General features: G+C 31.5%; 18 protein-coding genes and 1 tRNA gene. 10 read left to right on the top strand and 9 right to left on the bottom strand.

Annotation, left to right across the window (positions count from 1 at the left end):
* Positions 1-54 precede the first annotated feature (54 nt).
* Positions 55-1227: a tyrosine-type recombinase/integrase gene (locus tag DFR54_RS03465; RefSeq protein WP_114288931.1), complete on the top strand. Its 1173-nt coding sequence runs from the start codon at positions 55-57 to the stop codon at positions 1225-1227.
* Positions 1228-1365: 138 nt separating this feature from the next.
* Here the strand turns inward: DFR54_RS03465 and DFR54_RS03460 are convergent.
* From DFR54_RS03460 to DFR54_RS03450, 3 genes are all read right to left on the bottom strand, one after another.
* Positions 1366-1438: transfer RNA gene (locus tag DFR54_RS03460), tRNA-Lys, on the bottom strand.
* Positions 1439-1518: 80 nt separating this feature from the next.
* Positions 1519-2073, bottom strand: a complete 555-nt coding sequence (locus DFR54_RS03455; RefSeq protein ID WP_114288930.1) for a hypothetical protein — start codon at positions 2071-2073, stop codon at positions 1519-1521.
* A gap of 275 nt (positions 2074-2348) precedes the next feature.
* The gene (locus DFR54_RS03450; RefSeq protein ID WP_114288929.1) at positions 2349-2744 is read right to left on the bottom strand and encodes a YxeA family protein; all 396 of its coding nucleotides are present in this window, start codon (positions 2742-2744) and stop codon (positions 2349-2351) included.
* 423 nt (positions 2745-3167) lie between these two features.
* Between DFR54_RS03450 and nrdH the strand changes: the two genes are divergently transcribed.
* From nrdH to nrdF, 4 genes are read left to right on the top strand one after another with little or no spacing between them, the layout of a single operon-like run.
* Positions 3168-3401 carry a glutaredoxin-like protein NrdH gene (gene nrdH, locus DFR54_RS03445; RefSeq protein ID WP_086342131.1) on the top strand — a complete coding sequence of 78 codons (234 nt, stop codon included), beginning with the start codon at positions 3168-3170 and terminating at the stop codon, positions 3399-3401.
* A gap of 1 nt (position 3402) precedes the next feature.
* The gene (gene nrdI / locus DFR54_RS03440) at positions 3403-3780 is read left to right on the top strand and encodes a class Ib ribonucleoside-diphosphate reductase assembly flavoprotein NrdI (RefSeq protein ID WP_086342130.1); all 378 of its coding nucleotides are present in this window, start codon (positions 3403-3405) and stop codon (positions 3778-3780) included.
* Positions 3761-5923: a class 1b ribonucleoside-diphosphate reductase subunit alpha gene (nrdE, locus tag DFR54_RS03435; RefSeq protein ID WP_114288964.1), complete on the top strand. Its 2163-nt coding sequence runs from the start codon at positions 3761-3763 to the stop codon at positions 5921-5923. Before nrdI ends, nrdE begins: the two co-directional genes overlap by 20 nt.
* 14 nt (positions 5924-5937) lie before the next feature.
* Positions 5938-6900, top strand: coding sequence for a class 1b ribonucleoside-diphosphate reductase subunit beta (gene nrdF / locus DFR54_RS03430; protein WP_114288928.1), 963 nt, complete (start codon positions 5938-5940; stop codon positions 6898-6900).
* Between the two features lie 92 nt (positions 6901-6992).
* Here nrdF and DFR54_RS03425 read toward each other — a convergent pair whose 3' ends face one another.
* From DFR54_RS03425 to spxA, 3 genes are all read right to left on the bottom strand, one after another.
* Positions 6993-7511 (bottom strand): GtrA family protein, encoded by a 519-nt coding sequence (locus DFR54_RS03425; protein ID WP_086342128.1) that lies wholly within the window; start codon positions 7509-7511, stop codon positions 6993-6995.
* Between the two features lie 83 nt (positions 7512-7594).
* The gene (locus tag DFR54_RS03420; RefSeq protein ID WP_086342127.1) at positions 7595-8272 is read right to left on the bottom strand and encodes an adaptor protein MecA; all 678 of its coding nucleotides are present in this window, start codon (positions 8270-8272) and stop codon (positions 7595-7597) included.
* A gap of 169 nt (positions 8273-8441) precedes the next feature.
* On the bottom strand, positions 8442-8840 hold the full coding sequence (gene spxA, locus DFR54_RS03415; RefSeq protein ID WP_114288927.1) for a transcriptional regulator SpxA: 399 nt from the start codon (positions 8838-8840) through the stop codon (positions 8442-8444).
* Between the two features lie 367 nt (positions 8841-9207).
* On the opposite strand from spxA, the gene trpS reads away from it, so the two are divergent.
* Complete coding sequence (gene trpS / locus DFR54_RS03410; RefSeq protein WP_114288926.1) at positions 9208-10218, top strand: tryptophan--tRNA ligase; 1011 nt, start codon at positions 9208-9210, stop codon at positions 10216-10218.
* 65 nt (positions 10219-10283) lie between these two features.
* Positions 10284-10853 (top strand): ATP-dependent Clp protease proteolytic subunit, encoded by a 570-nt coding sequence (locus DFR54_RS03405; RefSeq protein ID WP_086342124.1) that lies wholly within the window; start codon positions 10284-10286, stop codon positions 10851-10853.
* Between the two features lie 172 nt (positions 10854-11025).
* On the opposite strand, the gene lplA is transcribed toward DFR54_RS03405, so the two are convergent.
* Complete coding sequence (gene lplA / locus DFR54_RS03400; RefSeq protein ID WP_086342123.1) at positions 11026-12033, bottom strand: lipoate--protein ligase; 1008 nt, start codon at positions 12031-12033, stop codon at positions 11026-11028.
* 12 nt (positions 12034-12045) lie between these two features.
* Positions 12046-12783, bottom strand: coding sequence for an MBL fold metallo-hydrolase (locus DFR54_RS03395; RefSeq protein ID WP_114288925.1), 738 nt, complete (start codon positions 12781-12783; stop codon positions 12046-12048).
* Positions 12784-13037: 254 nt separating this feature from the next.
* On the opposite strand from DFR54_RS03395, the gene DFR54_RS03390 reads away from it, so the two are divergent.
* The 3 genes from DFR54_RS03390 to DFR54_RS03380 all read left to right on the top strand — a co-directional run bounded on the left by DFR54_RS03390 (position 13038) and on the right by DFR54_RS03380 (position 15506).
* On the top strand, positions 13038-14114 hold the full coding sequence (locus DFR54_RS03390; RefSeq protein ID WP_114288924.1) for an ABC transporter permease: 1077 nt from the start codon (positions 13038-13040) through the stop codon (positions 14112-14114).
* Between the two features lie 4 nt (positions 14115-14118).
* On the top strand, positions 14119-14799 hold the full coding sequence (locus DFR54_RS03385) for an ABC transporter ATP-binding protein (protein ID WP_114288923.1): 681 nt from the start codon (positions 14119-14121) through the stop codon (positions 14797-14799).
* Between the two features lie 71 nt (positions 14800-14870).
* The gene (locus tag DFR54_RS03380) at positions 14871-15506 is read left to right on the top strand and encodes a TetR family transcriptional regulator (RefSeq protein WP_114288922.1); all 636 of its coding nucleotides are present in this window, start codon (positions 14871-14873) and stop codon (positions 15504-15506) included.
* Between the two features lie 45 nt (positions 15507-15551).
* Here DFR54_RS03380 and DFR54_RS03375 read toward each other — a convergent pair whose 3' ends face one another.
* Positions 15552-16637, bottom strand: coding sequence for a M42 family metallopeptidase (locus DFR54_RS03375; RefSeq protein ID WP_114288921.1), 1086 nt, complete (start codon positions 16635-16637; stop codon positions 15552-15554).
* Positions 16638-16645 lie beyond the last annotated feature (8 nt).

Raw genomic sequence — 16645 nt, 5'->3', positions numbered from 1 at the left:
TAAGACAGGCTTCTTTAATTATGCCTATTTTAGCATAAATAGGAGGAAAAATACATGGATGATATAAAAGGAACTTACGAACTCGTATCTCCTGGGACTTATCGTTTAAGATATCCAATTGGAACGACTTTAAATGGAAATGCTAGGCGGTTATCCAAAACAGTAAAAGCTAAAAGTGACAAAGCTGCATTAAAGGAATTAATCATGTGGAATATTGAGTTGGAAGAGAACGGCTATAACGAACTAGATTCAATTACTTTTAAGAATTTCTTTAATGATTATTGGAAAAAAGCTGCTCAAGAAAACTTGGAGATAAAAACATTCGAAACTTACAACTCTTTGATTCAAGATAGATTTCTTGATAAATTTGCGAATAAGAAGTTAAAAGATATAAAACCTTATGAAATTAAAGAAATAATAGTGAACGCAAAAAGGTTAAAGTCTATCGACAAATACGGTATTGAATTATCTAGACAAACTAAGAAACGACTTTTAAGTGCGTTAAGTAACGTTTTTATTGTAGCTAGGGATGAATATACTATCATTAAAGATAATCCTTGCAACGCTGTTATTATCCCAAAAGAAAAGAACGCTAAGAAACTAACTTATGAACCTTACACTTCAGATGAAATAGCCTTATTGTTTGAAAAACTAGAATCAGATGCTTCCATCAGAACTAAAGCGATACTTATGACTGCTTTTTTTACTTCGGCACGAGAAGGAGAAATTGTAGCTTTAGAAGAAAGGCACTTTGATTTTGAAAATAACGAAGTTTTGTTTGACCAAAGAATTATTCAGAAAAGAGATTATTCGTTAGAAAGATTAGACGGATTAAAGTCCTCTGATAATAAAAAAATGATTGTCCCTAGTGAATACATGGATATTATGAAAGAGTTTATCGATATAAATGTTAAATTACGCGAGGAACTAAATATTGAAGATGTAGAGCACAAATATATTTTTGGCTCTCCAGAAGGTAATCCTGTTGCTCCTGCCAGTTTAAATAGACATTGGGCTAGGTTCTCAAAAAGGCATAACTTAAGAAAGATTCGATTCCATGATTTTAGGCATACATCTGCTACATACTTAATAGCTCAAAATACGCCTGTAAAAACGGTACAAGAACGTCTTGGCCATAAAGATTATTCAACAACGATGAACATTTATGCTCATGCATTAAAAGAAGTTGATAAGAAAGCCAGTGATTCATTATCTAAATTTATTTAGGTATAGTGTTATTTAATTATTTTTTATTAAAAAAGTTGCCCCAAAGGTTGCCCCGAAACCTAAAAATGTTAGACAAAACAAAAAAACGCTGATATACAGACACCTAATAAATGCCTACATATCAACGTTCCTAACAGATGGGTTGTGTGGGGCTCGAACCCACGACCCATGGATTAAGAGTCCATTGCTCTGCCAACTGAGCTAACAGCCCTGATGAGAGTATTATAACACTTCAAATTTAATTTTCAATACCATTGAACCATTTGTTTTTTAGCTTGTAACTCTTTAATATTAACTATTTTTAAATGTTTTGTTTTTTTTTGAAGTTTCAAATAGTGACACAAATTTATATAATCGATCTAAGTCGCTTAAATCTGACATATCTAAGCCCATTTCACTTCCCAAATCAAATAGTTTTTCTTCTGAACTACCTTTTAAATTAACGGTAACTTCATTTAACATCAGTTTATTGCTTTTTCTAACACTAGCAGCTAATTCTAATCCATTATTTTGTTGATTTGAATGATATAAAAATTCAAAGAATTTAACTAACACGGATTCAACCTTTTCAAAAAATGAAACATTTGCGCTTACTTTCTTCGGAAATACTGAGATCATTACATCTTCTATGGCTTTTTTACTCCATAAGCACATAGACTCTAAATGATAATCAAACATGCATTCACCAAAATAATTAATAATTTCTACAGCTGATTGTTGCTCTTTATAGTTAAGTTCTTTGTAGCCTAATGTTTTAGTAAAAGCATGTACTGCATCTTCAACCTCCATCATTACATTTTCAAATAGTTCATCTGCCTCTAAGCCATTGTATTTTTCGTTCATCATAGGTTCATCATTCCCTTTCTTCTATTATATAAGGTACTTTTTTCATAAAACCTAGTTTCATTTAATATACCTTATTTCAAATTTTATATCTATACTCTTTTGTGTTTGAATTTGTGTTCCTCTTGATGAATAAAGTATACGATGAAAATGCAGCTTTATTTTTTTGAATTATGTCTTTCAAACCGACAAAACTGTTCAATGTTTAATTGCGAGTTATTTTTGAACAAACAAATAAAAGGGATGATGATTTCTTTTTAACGAAATCATCACCCTTTTTATTTTAATTTCTCCATAGCTTTTTCTGGCACTGCCTCTTTAGGTATTTCTTCCCATCTTCTAACATCTTGTCCTTTTATTGTTACTTTTAAATATTTATTTGGTGTTAGTTTCTTACCAAAGGATACATATTTTAGCTGACGTTTTTTTCCTTTTTCTGTATAGGTTGTTGTGATATAAACATAATTAGTTGCTTCTTCACCTTTACTTTTATAGGTATCTACGTAATCATCTGACGTTTTTAAATAGACTTCTGTATTTTTAACAAAAGGATTTAATAAATCTAAAATCATAGCTGTATCAGATGTTTTATTTTTAGTAATTAGAGGTGTTCCGTAAAAAAGAAAAGCTAATCCTAAAAATAAACTCATGTAAATCATTACTTTTTTCTTCATATTTATCCCCACTATATTTTGTCTTTGTTTACTGCATATTCTACAAAAGATAGTAAAACTCTTCCTATATATAAACTTACAAAAGCCTAACAGTTTTGTCACTTCTTTTTCTTACCCACTATATATAGAAAGTACATTTAATAAAAATTGGATTAAAAAGTTAGCATATAATTATCTAGATTTCCTTTTTCATTCTGACACTAAATATAGTAATTAAAAAAATAATTAACATTATTCTCCTTTTGAAAACAAATATGAAAGCTTATTAGTAGTGTTTTATAAATAATTATCCACAGTCTTTTCCACAAAACATTGTGTATAACAAAAAAATAAACACTATATATTGTGGTTTTTAAGATTGACTTTTTCTCCCAACAAGATATACTATTGTTTATAGAAATAAAAAGAGACGGAGTGAATAGAATGAACACAATTACATTATATACTAAAGATAACTGTCCCCAATGCAAAATGACTAAAAAGTTTTTAGCTGATAAAAACTTAAACTTTGAAGAAATCAACATTGATGTTGAAACACAATATATAGATTCATTAAAAGAAAAAGGTTTCAGAAGCGTACCAGTAATTACGACTGCTGACGAGAAAGTTACGATTGTAGGTTTCAGACCTGATCAATTAAGAACGTTGGCTGTTTAATATGAAATTAGTCTTTTTTTCTTTAACTGGACAAACGAGACGTTTTATTAAAAAGCTAGATTTACCTTCTTATGAAATAGATGCAACTAACCCTTTTCATGAGATGAATGAACCTTACATTCTAATCGTTCCTACTTACGACATTGAAGTCACAGAAGTAGTGAACGATTTTATTGAGTATAAAACGAATCAAGAGAATATGTTAGGCGTTGCCGGTGGAGGAAATTTAAACTTTGCCGACCTTTTTATTTTTACCGCAAAAGATATTGTTCGTGATTACAATGTTCCTTTATTATATAGCTTCGAATTCAGTGGTACTGATGAAGATGTAAAAAATTTTAAGAAAGTAGTGAGTGAAATTGAGTCTAAAAAACCTTGATAATGTTACTTATTTTGAATTAAATAATGAGATTAATAGACCCGTTGATGACCAGATTCCATTATATAAAGATAAAGAAGCTTTGGCTGCTTTCTTTAATGAAAATGTTGAACCTTACACAAAGAAATTTGAAAGTGTTCAAGCTAAATTAGATTTTCTAATTGAAGAAGACTATATTGAGTCTGAGTTTATCGCTAAGTATTCAACCCAGTTTATCGAATCTTTATATAAGTATTTAGAAGAGCAAAACTTTACCTTCAAATCATTTATGGCTGCTTACAAGTTCTATTCACAGTATGCTTTAAAAACAAATGATGGTAGTGCCTACCTAGAGCGTTACGAAGACCGTGTTGCTTTTAATGCCCTTTACTTTGCAGATGGTGATGAAGCTTTAGCTATGAGTTTAGCTGAAGAAATGATTTACCAACGCTACCAACCAGCAACTCCTTCATTTTTAAATGCAGGTCGTAAACGTCGTGGTGAATTAGTTTCTTGTTTCTTAGTCCAAGTAACTGATGATATGAATAGTATTGGACGTACTGTTAATAGTGCTTTACAACTATCTCGTATTGGTGGTGGAGTTGGTATCACTCTATCTAACTTACGTGAAGCAGGATCGCCAATTAAAGGTTTCGAAGGAGCTGCAAGTGGTGTTGTTCCTGTTATGAAATTATTTGAAGATAGCTTTAGCTACAGTAACCAATTAGGACAAAGACAAGGTGCTGGTGTTGTTTACTTAAACGTCTTCCATCCTGATATTGAAATGTTCTTATCAACTAAAAAAGAAAATGCTGATGAAAAAATTCGCGTTAAAACTCTTTCTTTAGGTTTAGTTGTTCCAGATAAATTCTATGAATTAGCTCGTAACAATGAAGATATGTATTTATTCAGTCCTTATAGTGTTGAGCGTGAGTACGGTGTACCATTCTCTTACCTAGATATTACAAAAGAATACGATAACTTAGTAGCTAACCCTAACATTCGTAAACAAAAAATTAGTGCCCGTTACTTAGAAAATGAAATAAGTAAATTACAACAAGAATCTGGTTATCCTTACATCATCAACATTGATACAGCTAACCGTTCTAACCCAGTTTACGGAAAAATCATTATGAGTAACTTATGTTCAGAAATTTTACAAGTTCAAGAGCCTTCTCTTGTGAATGACCGTCAAGAATTTGAAGAACTAGGAACAGATATCTCATGTAACTTAGGTTCAACAAATATTGTTAACTTAATGGATAGTCCTAACTTTGGTAAATCAGTTCGTGCTATGACACGTGCGTTAACATTTATTACAGATGCTTCTGATATTGAAGTAGTTCCTTCTATTCAAAATGGTAATAGATTAAATCATACAATTGGTTTAGGTGCCATGGGACTTCATACATACTTTGCTAAAAATCAAATGGAATATGGTTCTCCTGAGTCAATTGAGTTTACTGACGTTTACTTTATGTTATTAAACTACTGGACTCTAGTAGAAAGTAACAACATTGCTAAAGAAAGAAAAGAAACTTTCCATAATTTCGAAAAATCAGATTATGCAAATGGTTCTTACTTTGATACTTATATTAACGAACCTGTTTTACCATCATCTGACAAAGTGAAAGCTTTATTTGGCAACATTGATGTGCCTACAGTTGAAGATTGGGCTGCCTTAAAAGCATCTATTCAAGAACACGGATTATATCATCAAAACCGTCTTGCAGTTGCTCCTAATGGCTCTATTTCATATATTAATGATACAAGTGCAAGTATCCATCCAATCACTCGATTAATTGAAGAGCGTCAAGAGAAAAAAATCGGTAAGATTTATTATCCAGCTCCTCATTTGTCAAATGAAAGTATGCCTTATTACACATCTGCTTATGACATGGATATGAGAAAAGTAATCGATGTTTATGCAACAGCTCAAAAACACGTAGATCAAGGTATGAGTATGACTCTCTTCATGCGCTCTGAAATGCCTGAAGGATTATATGAGTGGAAAAAAGATACTAACAAGCAAACAACTCGTGACTTAAATATCTTACGTCATTACGCATTCCATAAAGGAATTAAATCTATTTATTATGTAAGAACATTTACAGATGATGCTGAGGAAATTGGAAGTAACCAATGTGAAAGTTGTGTCATTTAAGGAGGAAAATCACTGTGACTAATAGTTATTACAAGGCGATTAACTGGAACGCCATTGAAGATATTATTGATAAATCAACTTGGGAAAAACTAACAGAGCAATTTTGGTTAGACACACGTATCCCCTTATCAAATGATTTAGATGATTGGCGCACCCTATCAGAAGATCAAAAAGAAAATATTGGATTAGTATTTGGTGGCTTAACGCTACTAGATACCATCCAATCTGAAAGTGCCATAGATGCATTAAGACCTGACGTTAGAACACCTCACGAAGAGGCTGTTTTAAACAATATCCAATTTATGGAGTCAGTTCATGCTAAGAGTTACTCTTCAATCTTCAGTACATTAAACACAAAAGCTGAAATCGAAGAAATCTTTGAATGGACTAATACAAATGAGCATTTACAAAAAAAGGCAGAAATTATTAATGAAATCTATTTAAATGGAGATGCTTTACAGAAAAAAGTTGCCAGTGTTTACGCTGAGACTTTCCTATTCTATTCAGGTTTCTACGCACCTCTTTATTACCTAGGTAATAACAAGTTGGCAAACGTTGCTGAAATTATTAAATTAATTATCCGCGACGAATCAGTTCATGGAACTTACATTGGTTATAAATTCCAATTAGGTTACAATGATTTAACTGATGAAAAACAAGAAGAAATGAAAGATTGGATGTATGATCTTTTATTCAAATTGTATGAAAATGAAGAAAAATACACTGAGATGCTTTATGATAAATTAGGTTGGACTGAGGAAGTTAAAACTTTCCTACGTTACAATGCCAATAAAGCTTTAATGAACTTAGGTATGGATCCTCTATTCCCAGATACTGCTAATGACGTTAACCCTATCGTTATGAATGGACTATCAACTGGAACAAGTAACCACGATTTCTTCTCACAAGTTGGAAATGGTTACCTACTTGGAACTGTTGAAGCAATGAATGACGACGATTACTTAATCGGTATGTAACTAAGTGATATCAAAAAAAGGTTGTGACAGAAGCTACTTCTGTGACACCGTTTATAACAAAAAAAGATTACTCTTAATTGAGTAATCTTTTTTTAATAATAAACCATTTCAGTAGCATTTTTTCTTTGAATATTAAAGACAATTCTTTTTGAAACAACATAATTTATTATGACACCTATTGTTTGGGATAAAAGTGTGAAAATAAACTCATTTAAAAGATAAGGGTTACCGATAAACTTATGTAGCATTGGTTGTGAAAAAAAAGCATGTTGGTAATTTATCTGTCTAAGTTTCATAACATTTATCCAAAAGTTGCCATATTTATCAACAAAGTAATGAGCAATTCCTAAGTCAATCATAAAAACAACTATTCGACCTAAACAAAACTCAAAAAATTGTTTACAAGATTTTTTAAACCCCACTCCTGTATTTTTGAAAACAAAAAATTTGTTCGCAAAAAAAGCAAAGATAATCGCGCAGACTTGACCAATGATAACTGGAAGTAACACACTATTTGTTAAATTTTTAGAATAAAATCTTGTAAAAAAGTAAATAACTGTTCCTAAAGTTCCAGCAATAGAATATAATAAAAATTCTTTTCGTTTAATCAATTATCTCACCGTCTTTCTTTTTTGAACACACGAACATTTGAACAAGTGAAAAGGAATGATTTTACCCATTCCTTTTAATCTCACTATTTAAAATAATACCTTGTTAACTCAAGAGCATTTCGCTCCATAATCATTTCACCGTACTCTTCTAAAATATCTGTTGTGACATTTGTTCTATGAGCGTACTCATAAATTTGCGAGTAATCATTTTTCATTTGACCTTCACTTTTCTCGTCTGAAAAGAAAGATACTCTTAAATAATACTCATCTTTAAATTGATATAAATACGTTAATACATTATGTAATTTGATGTTTTTAGCTAGGACAATCAATGCTTCAAAATTATCTAAACGAAACACTGCTTCTTGAATAGACTCACCGTAATGAACCATATCAATCTCCTCATCAATCAGTTCTTCTTTCTCTTTATCATGAGAAGCAATATGTTCTTTTAGGAAATTTGAAAAACTATCTCCTAATAAGTTATCTTCCATTCCTTCTATATTTTCCATATCATCTAATGGTAAATTTTTACTAATAAAAAGCTCTAAGCCATCTTGATTGGGTAGCACTTGGAAAGTAACAGAATCGGTTTCTTGAAATTGCTCATCCACATCTACTTCTTCTAAGATACTATAGAAAAAACTTTCGATTTGTTTTTGATTCCCTAGTAAATCTAAAAAAGTAATCCCTCTTTCAGCTAGATCCTCATTACCAATTGAAACACGAATCGTATTATCATTAATTCTCTCCATCTCCATTTTGCTACACCTCATTTCTTTCATATTTAACTTTATTGTATCGGATATTATAAAAAAGTAAAGTAATCACTACCAGATAAGCATCTCTTTAGTTTTTTGTAATCCTTTTATGGAATAAAAAACAGCATGCTTGATACCAACACATGCTGAGTATACTATTTAAATCTACTTAAATACCTGCCATCATTTGTGCATGTTTTAACTCGATTGCTCTTACTTCTCTTGGTAGGAAACGACGTATTTCATCTTCGTTAAATCCAACTTGGAGACGTTTATCATCGACCATAATAGGTCGGCGTAATAATCCCGGATTTTCTTGTACTAATTTTAGTAATTCTGGAAGGGACAACTCATCCAAATCAACATCTAACTTTTGAAATACTTTAGAACGCGTAGAAATAATTTCCTCTGTTCCATCTTCAGTCATGCGTAAGATTTCTTTTAACTCATCTTGAGTTAAGGGCTCTGAGAAAATATTTCTTTCTACAAAGGGAATTTGGTGCTCTTGCAACCAGGCTCTTGCTTTCCTACAAGACGTGCAACTTGGTGAAGTATATAATTTTAACATACTTGTAACTCCCCTTTCAAAAGTAATAGATTAACAGTTTTCTTTTTCTGTTCACTACTCTAACTATATTATACTACAGAACTAACTTAAAAACTAGGGTATATTAGGAATTAATTATTAAAAACACAGGTTATCATCCTCTTCAAAACCTTATTGTTTCAATGTTTTCAACTTCATTAAGAATTCTTATCACATATTTCATAATTAATTCACAATTGGCAAAAAAAAAAGAAACAGTTGCAATAAGTGTACTAACTTTTATTTTTTTCTTAAGAGCTAACCTATCTTTTTGAAATGATTTTCTGTTATTATTCTTAACTTTTAGTATAATGAGGTTATATGACTTAAAGTAAAGGCGGTATTTTTAATGGAAATAATTTTTTCTGGTATTCAACCTAGTGGAATTCCAACAATTGGTAATTATATAGGAGCTATGAAACAGTTTGTCGATCTTCAAAAAGAATATAAATGCTATTTTTGTATCGTAGATCAACACGCAATCACTGTTCCTCAAGATCGTATTAAATTAAGAGAACAAATTTTACAATTAGCAGCTCTTTATTTAGCTGTTGGAATTGACCCTGAACAAGCATCAATTTTTATTCAATCAGAAGTTCCTGCTCACTCTGAAGCAGCTTGGATCGTACAATGTAACACACCTCTTGGTGAATTAGAGCGTATGACTCAATTTAAGGATAAATCTCAAAAACAAGTTTCTGTAAATGCTGGTCTTTTAACTTATCCACCATTAATGGTTGCTGATATTATTCTTTATGATACTAACCTGGTACCAGTTGGTGAGGATCAAAAACAACATTTAGAGTTAACTCGTGACTTTGTTGATCGTTTCAATTCTCGTTATGCAGCTAAAAATCAAGAAATTTTAGTAACTCCGGAAGTTAAAATTCCTGAGAAAAATAGCGGCGGACGTATTATGAGTCTTCAAGAACCAACTAAAAAAATGAGTAAATCTGATGATAACGCTAAAGGATTTATTTCAATGCTAGATGACCCAAAAACAATTGCTAAAAAAATTCGTTCAGCTGTGACAGATTCAAGCGGAGTTATTGAATATAATCCTGAAGAAAAACCTGGTATTTCAAACTTACTAGTTATCTATTCTTCAGTAACTGATTTCACCATTGATGAATTAGTTGAAAAATACAAAGATAGTGGCTATGGAGACTTCAAAGCTGATTTAGCTGAAGCTGTTGTAACTTGGATTGAGCCAATTCATGAAAGATATAACCACTACTTACATTCAGAAGAATTACATGAAATTTTAGATCGTGGTGCATTAGAAGCACAACAAAAAGCAAACAAAACATTACAAAAAATGAAAAATGCTGTAGGTCTTGGTCGTAAACCAAAACGCTAATTAAAGGTATTTTTTCGAAATTATGTTAAAATAGTTTTAATAGATATTGGGAGGTTTTTTAAGCAATGGAAGAAACAAAAAAACAAGATGTAAATTCATTACTAACACAAAAAATGATTGAAAATCGTACAATCTTAATTTACGGTGGTATTAATCAAGATTTAGCTAAAGAAGTAAGTAGTCAATTACTATTATTAGCTTCATTAAGTGATGACCCGATTACTATTTTTATTAATAGCCAAGGTGGTCACGTAGAAGCTGGTGACACAATTCATGACATGATTAAATTTGTTAAACCAGAAGTTAAAGTTATTGGTACTGGTTGGGTAGCAAGCGCTGGAATTACTATCTTCTTAGCAGCAAACAAAAAAAATCGTTACTCACTACCAAATACTCGTTTCATGATTCATCAACCAGCTGGTGGTGTTCAAGGACAAAGTACTGAGATTCAAATTGAAGCTCGTGAAATTGTTAAAATGCGTGAACGCGTGAATCGTTTAATCGCTAAAGCAACTGGTCAAACTTATGAGAAAGTTGCTGAGGATACTGATCGTAATTACTGGATGACTGCTGAGGAAGCTGTTCAATACGGAATTGCCTCAAAAATTATCAAAGCATCAAAACAAGTTAAATAAAAAAGTCGATGTCATAAAATTTAATTATGACATCGACTTTTTTTTAGGATAAACGGTGTTATAAAAGCAGCTTCTTCGGAAATAAGCCAAAGACCATCAAAAATTAAAAAACAATTTTTATGTTCTTTTTCTTATTTCTTGAAGCTAAACGCTTTTTTAACATCCTCTTTTTTTAATATAATAATCCGACTAAATCTTCTTTTTCGATATTACCGAAATATTTTTTCACATCAATTTCTTCTACAGCTGCTTTAATTGACTCTTTATCGTATTTAACTCCTGTTAATACTTTTTCAACATCTGAAATTTCACCTAATCCAAAGAAGTCACCAAATAATTTAATTTCTTTAATTTCTCCTTCAGAAACATTCATTTTAGCTTCGATTGAACCAATAGCAAAACGTTGTCTTCTCACTAAATCAAACTCTGGAGAACGTCCATAGTTCCAATCCCAGTTACGGTATAATTTATCAGAGATTGCATTAATTCTTTCCCAATCTTTTTCAGTTAATTTATAAACATTTACATCTTCTAATTTGTCAGTTTCAAAGATTTTAAGTAAAATTTCTTGTCTGAAATCTTTAGTAGACATGTTTTGATGTGTGTCGGTTAAGTAAGGTTTGATGTTAGTCACACGAGATCTAATTGATTTAATACCTTTAGATTCAATTTTATCTTTTCTTACTTTAAGAGCATTAACAACTTCATTTACATCACTGTCAAACATTAATGTTCCGTGAGCAAACATACGACCATTTGTTGAGTACATAGCGTTTCCAGAGAATTTTTTATCATCAATTACTAAGTCATTACGCCCTTTTAATTCTGCACCTTCTACCCCCATATCGTGAAGGGCATCAATAATTGGTTGTGTTACTTTACCAAAGTTTCTAAATGATTCTCCGTCATCTGGCATAATAAAACTAAAGTTTAAGTTACCAGCATCATGATACACTGCTCCTCCACCACTTAAACGGCGGACAACATGAATTCCTTGTTTCTCAACATACTCTGTATTGATTTCTTCAATTGTGTTTTGGTTTCTCCCAATAATAATTGAAGGTTCATTAATATAAAATAATAATATTGGCTCATCAAGTGGCATCTCTTGCACTAAATAAGTTTCAATAGCTAAGTTAATTCTTGGGTCTGTAATTTCTTCATTTGATACAAAAATCATACGATCAATCTCCTAAATAGTTATTTTTAATTGGGTTGCTGCAAGTTGGATAGGTATTTTATTTTCTAGATAGTCAGTTGTTTGATTTAGTAAAAGTTCTAAATCAATATGTTGATTCAAATGACTTAAAACTAGTTGTTTTACACCAGCTTCTTTGGCTAAATGAGCTGTTTCTTTACTTGTTAAATGGGCATGATGATTTTCATTTCCTGCTAAAAAATAAGTGTCTGTTATTAATAAATCCGCATTCTTTGAAAATTCAATCAACTCATCAAAGTAACCCGTATCTCCTGTAAAGACAAAGACTTTACCTGTTTCTTTTTCAAGGATTCTCATGGCATAACACGTTACAGGATGAATCGTTTTCAAAAAACTAATTTGAAAAGGACCTATTTCAATACTTTCTGATGAGTTATAAGAAACTCCTTTAGAAACATTTTGAAGTGTTAGCTGATTAAAATGACTTTCATCTTCTTTGTGACCATAAATAAGTAATTCAGGTATATTGGTTGTAGGTTTTAATTGTCTTAAATACTGTAATACACCTAAATCTGCAATATGATCATGGTGATAATGAGTCAAAATCACACTATCTAGTTCCAGTGGGTCCATTACTTTTTGTAACTGAATCAAAGTTGCACTACCTGCATCAAGTAATAATGAATAGCCTTTTGACTGAAGTAAAAACGAGGTTGTCCCCTCATTATTATAAGGATATCCTCCCCAAAAACCAAGGATAGTTACTTCCATCTCATCACTCCTTTTAAAAGAATATCTTCCACCTACTACTCTACTTCTCTTCTTACTTTTTCTCAATAAAAAAAACTGAAATCTCATTATTTTATTTAATTTATTTAGTTAATTCCACTTTTTTATACAATTTTGTTTTATTAAAAATCTTCATAAATTCTTCAAGATTTTATTAGTGACATTTTGTCACTTTAGAGATAAACTAGTCTCAAGTGACAAATCGTCACTATCTAAAAATAAAGGAGAATATATATATGTTTCTAGCAATAAAAGAAATGAAATACTCAAAATTAAGATACACTTTAGTTATTGGAATCATTTTACTGATTTCCTACGCAGTTTTTATGCTATCAGGTTTAGCTAATGGTTTAGCTACAGAATTTAGACAAGTGATAGTGGATTGGAATAGTCAAACTGTTGTTTTATCTGAAGATAGTAATAAAAACTTAGCTGCTTCACAATTAACAACTAAAAATTTAACTAACGTAACTGCTAAAGAGAAAGCTCCAATTTCTGTTTATAATGGTGCTATTGATGGCAAAGACGGCAAAATAGACATCGCATTGTTTGGTACAGATAAAGATGCTTTCTTATTACCAAAAGTTATTGACGGTCGTCTATTCACTAATAAAAATGAAATCATTATTTCCAAAAATTTAGCCGATAAAGGTTTTAACATTGGAGATACAATTGAAATAGGTAGTGACAATATTAAATTAAAGGTTGTAGGAATTTCTCCTGAAACTTATTATACTGTAGCACCCGTGATTTACACTTCCCTTGAAGATGTTGCAGCTGTTAAATATGGGAAGGACTTTAAAACTAATAATGAGGAGCTACCTATTAATGCTGTTGTAACTAATTCTGAAAAGGTAAGCCTAACAAAAGACGCAACACCTAAATTACAATCTCTAACAACAGATGAATTTATTAATAGTTTACCTGGTTATTCAGCACAAAATTTAACCTTAAATTCAATGATTTATTTTCTTTTCGTGATCGTTACTGCGATTATTGGTATTTTCATGTATGTCATGACTCTTCAAAAAACAAGTATTTTTGGTGTCATGAAAGCTCAAGGTATTTCTAATAAATTTATTGTTGATTCAATTATCAAACAATCATTTATTATTGGTGTAATTGGCATTCTTTTAGGATTTGGTTTAGCTTATGGCACAAGTTTCATTTTACCTAATGCGATGCCCTTTAGTGTTGCTCTTAATTTATGGATTATTTACAGTGTGATTTTATTAGCTGTAACAATTATTGGTAGCTTATTCTCTATTAGAACTGTTACTAAAGTAGACGCTATGAAAGCAATTGGAGGTTAATTTGATGAAAAGCATGTTATTAATGGAAAATATAACCAAAAAATTTGTACAAGGAAAACAAGAAATCAATGCCTTAAAACAAATTAATTTAGATGTGAAACAAGGTGAGTTTATTAGTATTATTGGCCCTTCTGGTTCAGGTAAAAGTACTTTCTTAACTATCTCAGGTGGCTTACAGCAACCAACTAGTGGTGAGATAAAAATTAATGATATCTCATTTACTCATTTATCTGAAAAAGAGCGTGCCAAATTACGTTTTAAAGAAATTGGCTTTATCTTACAAAGTTCTAACTTAATCCCTTTTTTAACCATCCAAGAACAATTCTTCTTAGTGGATAAAATTAATAAAGAAAAAATGAAATCTGCTGATATTGAGAATTTATTAAAATCACTTGATATTTATGATTTAAAAGATAAATATCCTAGAGATTTATCAGGTGGCGAACGTCAACGTGTAGCTATTGGACGTGCGCTTTATAATGAACCAAATTTAATTTTAGCTGATGAACCTACTGCTAGCCTTGATACTGAGCATGCTTATGAGGTAGTAAAACTTTTAGTTAAAGAAGCTCATGAAAAACAAAAAGCGACTGTTATGGTAACTCACGATCATCGCATGATTAAGTGGAGTGACCGTGTTTTTGAAATGCGTGACGGGGAATTAGTAGAAACTAAAGACTTTTAAGCTCATACCTAATTAATTGTGTTAAAATAAGATTGAATTGATTCAGATGAACATGGAAAGGGGTTTAAATCATGCCACATGATACTTTTTTAAACCTATCAATTGAAAAAAGACAATCTATTGATACCATTTTATTAAATACCTTCTACGACCAACCAGTTAGTCAGGTAAAAGTTGCTGAAATTGTTAGTAAAATGAAAATGTCTCGCGGAGCTTTTTACAAATATTTCGATGATTTAGAAGATGCTTATACTTATATTATCAATAAGTATGCCGTTGTCATCCATCAAGATATTATTAAATACATCCAAGATGACCGTAATCAGTTTTTTATTGGTATTGAAAAATATTTAGTTTGGTGTAGCCAACTAGATCACAATGAAGAATATTGGAAAAGCCTTCGTCTCTTAACTGAGTCTAATGATTTATCTGCTTACAAACGATTTCCACTTGCAAGTGATTCGCCACTTGTGACACAGTGGACCGATATTTTAATTGCTAGTCAAATCATTATTGAAGATCACGATGAATCTGTCAGTTTCTTATTCTTTATTATGGAATTAGTTATGAACTCTTTAACTGGTTTTATCGCAAACGACTGGACAACTGAAGAATTAGTAACTGATTATAGATTCCGTGTTAAGTGGATTACTCATGGTGTTGCTCCAAACATTACAATTGCAAACGAGAGTAATCTATTACAATAACAAAAACTCCGACAAATGAGTTCATCATCTGTCGGAGTTTTTTTATTAGTATGAACGTAATTCTTTTACTTTATCAGCATCTAAGCGTTTAACTACTTCAGTTACTAATTTAACTGTATTTAAGTAGTCATCTTCATGAATAACTGATGTGTGTGAATGTAGGTAACGAGTTGCAACTGTAATAGCAAGTGATGGCACACCGTCTCTTGTTAAGTGTTGCATACCAGCATCAGTCCCTCCACCAGTAATAACTGTATATTGGAATGGAATTTCTAACTCTTCAGCTACATCAATGACAAAGTCACGCAATTTACGGTGTGGAATCATTGAAGCATCAAAGATTAAAATTTGTGGTCCTTTCCCTAATACTGAATCAGCTTCTTTAGGTGTCATACCAGGCGTATCTCCTGCTGTACCTGTATCTAAAGCAAAAGCAATATCTGGATTAACTAAATGAGTACTTGTTCTAGCACCACGTAAACCAACTTCTTCTTGCACGTTACTTCCTGCAAATAAAATATTTGGATGACCTTCTTTAGCTAGATTTTCTAAAACTTTTAGAGAAACAGCTGTCCCAATGCGGTTATCCCAAGCTTTAGCTAATAAGTATTTAGAACCATTTAGACGTTGATACTCAATATATGGTGTAATCATGTCTCCTGGTTTAATTCCCCACTCACCAGCTTCTTCTGCACTTGTTGCACCAATATCAACAAACATATCTTTGATTTCATATGGTTGTTTACGCGCTTCTGCACTTAATACGTGAGGTGGTTTAGAGCCGATTACACCATGAATTTCTTTTCCTGAAGCAGTTGTAATAGTCACTTGTTGAGCAAGCATTACTTGTCCCCACCAACCGCCAAGAGTTTGGAATTCAATAAAGCCTTTTTCAGTAATTTTAGTTACCATGAAACCAACCTCATCCATATGTCCTGAGATTAAAACACGAGGGCCTTCTTTATCTCCAATATGGCGCGCGTTAATTCCACCTAAACCATCATAAAGAATTTTATCTGCATGAGGTTCTGCGTATTTTTTAAAAATTGCACGCACTTGATCTTCATTTCCAGGAACGCCTTTAGCGTCTGTTAATTCTTGTAAAAATAACTCTTCTTTTTTATCTAGCATGTGAACCC

Source organism: Vagococcus fluvialis (assembly GCF_003337315.1).
In the GTDB taxonomy this organism is placed as follows: Bacteria; Bacillota; Bacilli; order Lactobacillales; family Vagococcaceae; genus Vagococcus; species Vagococcus fluvialis.
This window is presented reverse-complemented; position numbering and strand designations above follow the sequence as displayed.